This is a genomic window from Verrucomicrobiota bacterium, assembly GCA_016871535.1.
Taxonomy (GTDB): Bacteria; Verrucomicrobiota; Verrucomicrobiia; order Limisphaerales; family SIBE01; genus VHCZ01.
Map to the genome: position 1 here is coordinate 1 of VHCZ01000250.1, position 8,875 is coordinate 8,875.

Consider the following 8,875-nt stretch of genomic DNA (forward strand, 5'->3'; position numbering starts at 1 on the left):
CCCAGGCCGCCAATCTGCTTGCCGAGCTCTTTGATCTGGAGATCGGTTTGCTTCAACTGCCGATCGGTTGCTTTCATTTGTCGATCTGTCTCCTTCATTTGTCGATCTGTCTCCTTCATTTGTCGATCTGTCTCCTTCATTTGTCGATCGGTCTCCTTCATTTGTCGATCGGTCTCCTTCTGCGCCACCGCCAGGCTCGCGACGAGTTCTTTCAGCTGTTTATCCGTCATGTCGGCAGAATACCCGATCCGGCGGCGTGCGTCAAAGCGCGCTTCCTCCCTGACGTTAGAGCCGGTCTGAAAGGTCCAGGGCCATCACTGGCCGACCACTTGCTTCAGAACGAACGGCCCGAACAAACCGTAGCCGACTGTATGATATTCGTTCCCGGCTGGCGGTCCGGGATTCGGCGCTCTTTGGAACATGCCCGGCCAGGCGGTGCCCAGCGCGGGTTTTCCGTGGTGCGGTCCCAGCGTGTTTTTGAGGGTCCCGATCACGACGACTTCGACGGTGTTCAATCCAGGCCGCAGACCGAGTGACACGTCGCATTGCCAGGGGCGATGGGCGATGAAGCCGGCGGTTTTGCCGTTCACGATCACTTGGGCGACGCTGCCATGCCAGGAGGGCAACGTGGCGAGGTACCGGCCATTCAACTCGGCCAGTTCAAACTGTTCGCGGCAAACCACCCCGGCGCCGTAAAACGGATGGCCCTGCTCGTTCCAGCGGCCCAGATGCAGCGGCGCCTCCGGGACTATCGCGAAACCACGCTCGGCCGCGCGCAGCGAAAAATCTCCCAGGAGATACGCCGGCTCGACCTCGTGGTAGATCGTGAACGGCGCGGCTTTGATCGTCACGGCATTCTCGCCCACTTGAGCGACGGCGCTGAGATCGATTCGACCAAAGGCCTTGTCCAGCCACCATTGGCCTGGCGTCGGGGGCGCGGGTTGTCCGTTGCAGGTGATGCGGTAAAGGTCGGGGCGTTCCAGAATGAGCGACAAGTTGGTTGGAACCGCTTCTCGGATGACAAACCGGTAGGTCACTTCAAAGCCGCTCGACGCCGGAAATTGCTTCGTGATCAATTCGTCGCGGAACTGGACCGCGCTGTCCCACGGATTTCGCGCCAGTCCATTTTTCTGAAACGCAAATTGCGACGCCTGGTAGAAGTAAAGATTCGTCCGCGTCTCGTTGCCCGCCGTGATATCGACGTAATCCAGCACCAGAACATTGGGTTCAAGCCGGCGGAGCTCGGGAGCCGAAAGGGCGACCAGCGTATTCGTCCTTCCCGTGGCAACGCTCGGCGGCTCGCGTTGATCTTTCGAAAGGAAAAGAAGCAAACTCCCGGCAGGCGGCAGGTCGAATTGAAAACTCACGCCTTTCGCGCCGGATCGAAACGGATAACCTCCAACCTGGCCAGTATTCGGGTCCCATATTTCAACGCCGCGCGCTGCGGTCTCAACCGTGCCGGTGGAGCACGCCGCGAGGCTTGGGTTGACGAGGAAGAGCAGTTGGCCGTCGTCGAGCTGCCGGCGTTGGTGGAAGAGGAGGCCGCGGTCTTCGGCGGCGCGCTGGATGGCGAAACCGTCGCGCGCCTGGAGTGGTTGGAGAAGCTCCGGAACGCCTCGGGCCTCCACACGTTGCCATCTGGCATGTTGGGCGGCGCGCGTTCCACGGCCGGAGGATTCGCCCTCGACACGAACCGGCGGATCGCCGGCGCAGAGGACCGAGCCGCCATGGTCCAGGAACTTTTCGACGAGCGCCATGGTCGCGGCGTTGAGGTTCTCGGTCAGCGGCGGGATGACGACAATCCGGTACCTTCGCTGGCCGATCCTGAACGCGCCGTCTTCAACCGACCCGTGGCGGGCGATGATATCTTCGCAGCCGAGGTCGTATTCGATTTGCGCCGCCTCCAGATTCAGCACGAGCTTTTGGAAGGCATTTCCAATTTCGGCCAAACACGGATGCCGGCTGGCTTCCGTGTTGTACATCCAGGCGGTCGTCGTCGGCTCCAGCACAAGCACGGAGTTGATTTGCTGGCCGTGCGAAAGCGCGGCGGACAACCGCGCGAAATAAGTCGCCGAGACGTGATAGGCCTCCCACCAGGGTTCGTGATACGAGAAAGACTGGGGATGATCGCGTTTGCGCGCGCCCCGGATCGTGACGTAGGACAGGTGCTGGTCGAGTGTGTTCACCCCGAGGACCGTCAGCCAGTCGCCGATGCGTTTCATGTCCTCGAAGCGAATGTCCCATCCGCCCGCGCCGTACGCTTCGCAAAGGGTCCGCTTCAATCCGAGTTGGTTGGCCACGCTGGAGAGTTCTTTGACGGCCCGCGCGTTTCCGAACTGAGCGTGCGTGTCTTCCTGGTATTGATTCATGAGCGTGTCAATGGCGGGGCGCTGTTGCCAGGCGTACATCGCCATGTTGTCCGGGACGATCAAGCAGCGCGGCCATTCGTGCTCCCAGTAGTGGCCGGTGAATTCAAGGCCGTGCTTCGCGCAGTAATCGTGATACGGCTTCGCCCAGCGCTGGATGAAGAGTTCGAGCAGAACCTGGAAATAGTTGTGGCGGACTTTTCGCCAATCACCCACCTCGTGGCTGAGGCTGGGCAATTGGTCCAGCAGGCTGTAGCCCCACTTCTTTTGGAATACGTCCGGGAGATCGTCCGTCCACGGCAATCCTCCGGCTGGACGGATTTGAGGCTCGTCCGTGAACACACCGGGAATGCGCTTCCCGAATTCCCCGCCCACTTCGCGCTGGTACGCTCCCAAAGTGACTTCTAGGAATTTCTCCGTCACTCCGGGGTAAAGCAGATCGACGTAACTGCGGCCGCCGTGCCAGGGCGAATTGCCGGAGCGCTGAACCGTGGCGAGGATGTAGCGCGCGTCCGGCAAAGACTCGCCAGATCGAACGCGGGCTGTGACATTCTCGAAACCGCCCTCGCCCGGCGTGAACACGCCCAGAAAGGAATCGTCGCGTTTGGGTGCAGATTTCGATTCGCGCAGCAGGAGGCCACGCCCGCGCGATTCCGGCATCAGCTCCGGTACCCACCCGCCGGCGAATCCGGACGGGTAGGAGTTTTCGTCGTAAATCCAGACGTTCATGTCCAGCCGTTCGGCTTCTTTCAGGGCGGCCTTCCAAAGGCGGAACCAATCGGACGACAGATACGGCGTCATCAAGCCGGGGCGGGGATGCACGAAAACCTGCTTGACGTTTTGGCTCGCCAGTTCACGCATCGATTCGGTCACTTGCGCTTCGGTGAGGAGGTCGTTCCAGACCCAAAGCGGCGCCGTGCTGTATTCACGCGGAGGTTGAGCAAAAATCGTTTTTAGCCGAGGCGACTCCATCGCCTGGGCCGGCCAAGCGAAAAGCGCGGCCAGCAACGCCACAAGGCAACGCACCGTAGCGCAAAGTTGCACTCTATCTTTATCGGAGGGCATCGTCGCGGTCTGCGGCGATTTTGGAGATGAGTTCATATCGAAGTGGTCATGGGCAGAAATACGATGACGTTCGTCGCGCCTCGCCCAGGCCAAATGGGGCGCGGACCGCAGCCTTCAGGCCGCTTCGGGCCCCGCTCCTGAGTTCGGCGTTGAAGCGGCCTAAAGGCCACGGTCCGAAGAGACGGTTCATGGGAAGGTTCGGGCGAAGGAGATGCTTTAAGGCGTCCGCGAGAGCGCGACGCGACCGACGCAAAACTCGGGCGCGTCGACCGCCAATCGGAAATCGGCGCCGCCGTTTTGTGAATTGAGAAAGCGCGCAGCTCCGAGCCGAAACTGCGCGGTCTTCCAGACCTTGTGCCCCGAGAGTCGAACGACATCGGCGCTGCGACTGTAAGCGCCTTCGAACGGGGCGGATTTGTCGCTCCCATCAAACTCGACGGCCAGCGTGCCTGGGGCGGCGGCGTAATACTCAACGTGCACCCGAACGCTCGTCGCTTCCGCCCATTTGAACGAATCATCGGCGGCGAAGTACACGTAAGCGCCTCGTCCGGCGGTGCGCTTGATGGACTGCCCAGAGCGGCCCTCAATGGTCGTGGCTTCCGTCAGGCCATCCTCGTTGCGGATCAGACGCAGCCCGTCTTGCCGGTTGTCGTGGCCGAGCGTTGCCGTAACCGAGTTTGAACCCGTGTATTTTCCGCTCGGCCACGATGGTTTCCACCCGCGCCGAAACAGATCGGCGTACTTGCGGGTTAAATCGATATACTGCCTGCCGTACTCCTTGGATTCGCAAACGTCGGTGCCTTCATGGAACTCATTCCAGGTTTCCACCATCACGATCTGCGGAGGACGCTGCAGCACTTTGAGCCAGTTGTTTTCGTAAAACTTGCCCTGCTCGCGGAGCACCACGAGCGGTTTCCGTCCAGGAACCGCGGAATGATCGTAACCCGGCCCGAGCGAAGCGATGCCGGGACTCTTCAATCCCAGCGCGCCGCCCCACGCATAGACGTTGTCCGTTTTGACTCGCCAGGAGATCTCCCGAACGATGAAAGGCTCGCGGCCGCCGAATTCCTTCGCGAACTCGCGCTTCGCATAATCAATGACCTCCTGGCCGTGTTTCTTGGCGAAAGCCGCCGAGTAGAGGAAGACAATCGGTTTTCCATCAATCATCGCCCAATGCCTGGCGGGGATCAGAGAAAAGAAATCCCGAACGGTCGCGTAAAACCAGCGCTTGCCGAAATCGCTCGTCAGATCGACGTGCTCGCGCCAGGCGTTGTGACGGAGCGTGCTCGTGTCGTAAAAAAGTCCGATGCCAGCCGGGGTTTTTCCTTCGCCCAGCAATTCTTCGCGCGCAGACACGAGAGGTTTCAGACCGGCGTAGCTCCAATGCAAATGCGCTTTCTCGTTGTGTTCCGAAGGCGCGCCCCAGAAGACCGGCAGGAGAAAATCGATCCCGGCGGCCATCATGTCGGCGAGTTGTTGTTTGTGCCACCGGACCGATTTGTAGGAGAAATCCTCCAGCGTCGGCGGGTGCGTGGTGAGCGCGTCGGTCCCATCGCCGTCCAGGATGTGTTCCTTCGAGTCATTGTCATACCAGTAGAAATAATACGTCCCAACGATTCGATCCTGGGCGCGGAAAGTTTGGCTCCCCGTGAAATCCTCCGCGGTGAGGTGAGTGAACGGGCCGAACGCGCCCGGCAGCGGACGAGCGTCTTGGGCGAACAAGCCTCCGGCGTGAAGCGCGAGGGAAATCAGTTGGGCGATGAACCGTTTCATGCGGCGCCAGCTTGACGCTTCAGGCGTCATTGCACCCGGCGCTTAACCCTGACGCATTTGGTCCGAATGGGCTTTGATCCTGATCAAGTTTGCGTTGATCTGCATCAAAGCCGGACGAATCGCCTTCCGATCAAATGGGGCGGCATGAGGACAAGTATTTTCCGTGGAATCGGCCGGGACTGTCTGATTGCGTTTCTCCTGACCCTCCTTCCGCTGCTGGCGTTCGTTCGAGCAGACACAAGGCCCGGCGCGACCGAGAAAGAGCTGCAATGGTGGCGCGACGCCAAGTTCGGCCTGTTCATCCATTGGGGTCCGGTGAGTTTGAAAGGCACTGAGATTGGCTGGTCGCGCGGCGCGCAGGTTCCCGTGGAGGAGTACGACGGCCTTTTCCGGCGCTTCAATCCGGCGCAATTCGACGCCACGGCTTGGAGCCGGACGGCCAAGGCTGCGGGCATGAAATACGTCGTGCTCACAAGCAAGCACCACGATGGCTTTTGTCTGTGGGACACTCAATTCACGGACTATAACATCATGCGAACACCCTGGGGCCGCGACGTGATGAAGGAGTTGGCGGCAGCGTGCCGAAAGCAACGCCTGGTCTTCGGAATCTACCACTCCATTTGCGACTGGCATCATCCCGATTATCCCCTGGGCAGCCCGGGCGGGAAATCGCCGAAGCCCGCCCCGAATATGGATCGGTATAATCAGTATCTGAAAAACCAACTCGCGGAACTGCTCCGGAATTACCAACCGCTCGGCATCCTCTGGTTTGATGGTGAATGGGAAACGCCCTGGACTGCGGAACGCGGCCTTGACCTGTACCAATACGTCCGCGCATTCCAACCCGGCATCCTCATCAATAACCGCGTCGGCAAAGGGCGCGCGGGCATGGAAGGCTCGACGGCCGCAGGCGACTTCGCGGGCGACTTCGACACGCCGGAACAAGGCATTGGCAAGTTTCGGAATGACCGCCCCTGGGAGTCGTGCATTACTATCGGCCAGCAATGGTCCTGGAAACCCAACGACAAGCTCAAGTCGCTCAAAGAGTGCATCGATATGCTCGTCCGGACGGTGGGCGGCGATGGAAATCTGCTGCTGAACGTGGGGCCGATGCCGAACGGGGAGATTGAAAAGCGCCAGGCGGAGCGCCTTCAACAAATCGGCGGCTGGCTGAAGGAAAATGGCAAAAGCATTTACGCCACGCGAGGCGGGCCCTTCCTGCCGGGGGAGTGGGGAGCCAGCACGCATCGGGGCAAAACGATCTATGTTCACCTCCTCAAGGAGAATGAAGACGAACGGATCCGGTTGCCTGGCCTGGAAACGAAGGTCGTTCGAGCCCGGATTTTGAACGGACCTCGTCTCGCGTGGCAGCAATCGTCCGGGTCCATCGAAGTCCAGCTTCCACGCAGGCTCCGCCGGGAGAACGACACAATTCTCGTCCTGAGCCTGGATGGGCCGGCTGAGGATCTGGCGCCTCGACCCGTGGGATGGTAGCTTGACCTGAATCAATGGGAGCGCGGCTCAGAGAAACTACACTTTCCGTATTATCGAATATGCAGTTGTTACATCTCTACGTCTCGCCGGGGCACAACTATTTTGGCCATCACGGACAATTGCCGGGAGAACATCCCATGCTCGAAGTCCAGTCCGTGCATTGCGTCGCCGGGGCCGGCATCCACGGCGACCGATTCTTCAATTACAAAGAGAACTACAAGGGCCAAATCACCTTCTTCGATGAGGAAGTCTATCAATCGCTCTGCCGCGAGTTCGGCATCCAGGACAAACCTGCTTCCGTGTTTCGGCGCAATGTTCTGGTTCGGGGCACGCGACTAAGCGACTTGATCGGCCAGGAATTTCAAATCCAGGACATTCGGTTCTTCGGCGTGGAAGAGTGCAAACCATGCTACTGGATGGACCACGCCTTTTGTCCGGGCGCCGAGCAGGCGTTGAAGGGACGCGGCGGTTTGCGGGCAAGAATTGTGACGAGCGGCGTGCTGCGGGTCACTCGGAGAACTCAGAATGTGGACGATCTTTTCCGGGTGTACACGTCGCCGCACCTGGTCGCGGCGTAATGGCTGTTCCGCGCAAATTGCCGCGGCCATGGTGCCATGCACACGACTCATGAACCGAAAACTGCGCGGACCGCAGCCTTCAGGCTGCTTGCGCGCACTCTCCGCAGTCGAGCGTGGAAGCGGCCTAAAGGCGCCTAAAGGCCACGATCCGGAGGAATGGTTCATAGGGAGCTTCTTTGGTCTGATTACCATGCACTCGGTCCTTGAACCTGCAACCGTGCGGACCGCAGCCTTCAGGCTGCTTCCGTGCACTCTCCGCGGTCGAGCGGTGAAGCGGCCTGAAGGCCACCGGCCGGGAGACAAGTTCATGGGAAGGCACTCCTGCTCGTGTGAGTGTCCTACGGGGCAATTCTTCCCAATCGAAAGTCGATGGAATGGAGTCGGCGAGGGCACCGACTCCAGCACGCGGGGGCGCGTGCGCTCCCGATCCTTCCTGAATCGTTCCGGCTTGATTGAGTCCTATTCGAATTTGCAGGCGGAAGGCCGATTATGAAACGACGACAATTTCTCCAATTCGCAGCGGGCGCAGCAGTCACCGGTCTATCGACCGCGCTCGCCGCAGAACGCCAGCGTGGGCAGCCCGCAGAAACTCCGGTCAGTGCGTCCAGGCTGCCACGCTGGCGCGGATTCAATCTTCTGGAAAAGTTCACCGCCGAACGCCATGCGCCGTTCCGCGAGCCGGACTTCGAGTGGATAGCCGAGTGGGGCTTTGATTTCGTTCGCCTCCCGCTCTCGTATCGCTGTTGGACGGATGCGAGCGATTGGCTGCAACTGAAGGAATCCGCGCTGAAGGAGATCGATCAGGCGGTCGAGTTTGGCCGGCAGCACGGGATTCATGTGAATATCAACTTCCATCGGGCGCCCGGCTATTGTGTCAATCCGCCGAAAGAACCTTTGGACCTTTGGAGCGATCCCAAGGCTCTGGAAGCGTGCGCGCATCACTGGGCGCACTTCGCCCGGCGTTACAAAGGCATCCCGAATTCTCAGGTGAGTTTCGATCTCTTGAACGAACCCGCCGCCATCCCCGAAGCCACCTATGAAACGGTCGTCCGGGCTCTGGTCAAAGCCATTCGCGCCGAGGATCCGGAGCGATTGATTATCGCGGACGGGCTGCGCTGGGGACGCGACCCGGTGCCTTCGCTGGCCGGTTTAGGCGTCGGACAGAGCACGCGCGGGTATGATCCGATGCGCATCTCTCATTACAAAGCTTCCTGGGTGCGCGGATCCGATCAATGGCCTGTCCCGACGTGGCCGCTCGTTGAGAACGAAAAATCGACCTGGGACAAAGCCCGGCTCAAAGCGGAACGCATTGATCTCTGGCAGCAACTGGAGTGCAAAGGCGTCGGCGTTCACGTGGGTGAATGGGGCGCGTTTCAGCACACGCCCCACAAGGTCGTGTTATCCTGGATGCGCGATTGTCTGGAATTGTGGCAAGAGGCGGGCTGGGGCTGGGCGATGTGGAATTTGCGCGGTTCGTTCGGATTCCTGGACAGCAACCGGCAGGACGTCGCTTACGACAATTTTCGCGGCCACAAATTGGATCGGGAAATGATGGAACTGGTGCGGGCGTTTTAGCCGCTCCTTCCGAGATTCCCGATG

Annotated in this window: 5 protein-coding genes and 1 pseudogene; 3 read left to right on the forward strand and 3 right to left on the reverse strand. The window is 60.0% G+C overall.

Features of this window, described 5'->3' with window-relative positions; genetic code table 11:
- From FJ398_22630 to FJ398_22640, 3 genes are all read right to left on the reverse strand, one after another.
- A partial coding sequence (locus FJ398_22630; GenBank protein ID MBM3840705.1) for a DUF3782 domain-containing protein occupies positions 1–230 on the reverse strand: 230 nt, incomplete at its 3' end.
- Between the two features lie 84 nt (positions 231–314).
- Positions 315–3,467, reverse strand: a complete 3,153-nt coding sequence (locus tag FJ398_22635; protein ID MBM3840706.1) for a hypothetical protein — start codon at positions 3,465–3,467, stop codon at positions 315–317.
- Between the two features lie 180 nt (positions 3,468–3,647).
- A complete protein-coding gene (locus tag FJ398_22640) occupies positions 3,648–5,204 on the reverse strand; it encodes a hypothetical protein (GenBank protein ID MBM3840707.1) in 1,557 nt (518 codons plus the stop codon).
- A 66-nt stretch (positions 5,205–5,270) separates the two neighbouring features.
- Here FJ398_22640 and FJ398_22645 point away from each other — a divergent pair, with 66 nt between their 5' ends.
- The 3 genes and pseudogenes from FJ398_22645 to FJ398_22655 all read left to right on the forward strand — a co-directional run bounded on the left by FJ398_22645 (position 5,271) and on the right by FJ398_22655 (position 8,851).
- Positions 5,271–6,698 (forward strand): alpha-L-fucosidase, encoded by a 1,428-nt coding sequence (locus tag FJ398_22645; protein MBM3840708.1) that lies wholly within the window; start codon positions 5,271–5,273, stop codon positions 6,696–6,698.
- Positions 6,699–6,712: 14 nt separating this feature from the next.
- Positions 6,713–7,210, forward strand: a pseudogene (locus FJ398_22650) (molybdenum cofactor biosysynthesis protein).
- Positions 7,211–7,765: 555 nt separating this feature from the next.
- Complete coding sequence (locus FJ398_22655) at positions 7,766–8,851, forward strand: glycoside hydrolase (GenBank protein ID MBM3840709.1); 1,086 nt, start codon at positions 7,766–7,768, stop codon at positions 8,849–8,851.
- Positions 8,852–8,875 lie beyond the last annotated feature (24 nt).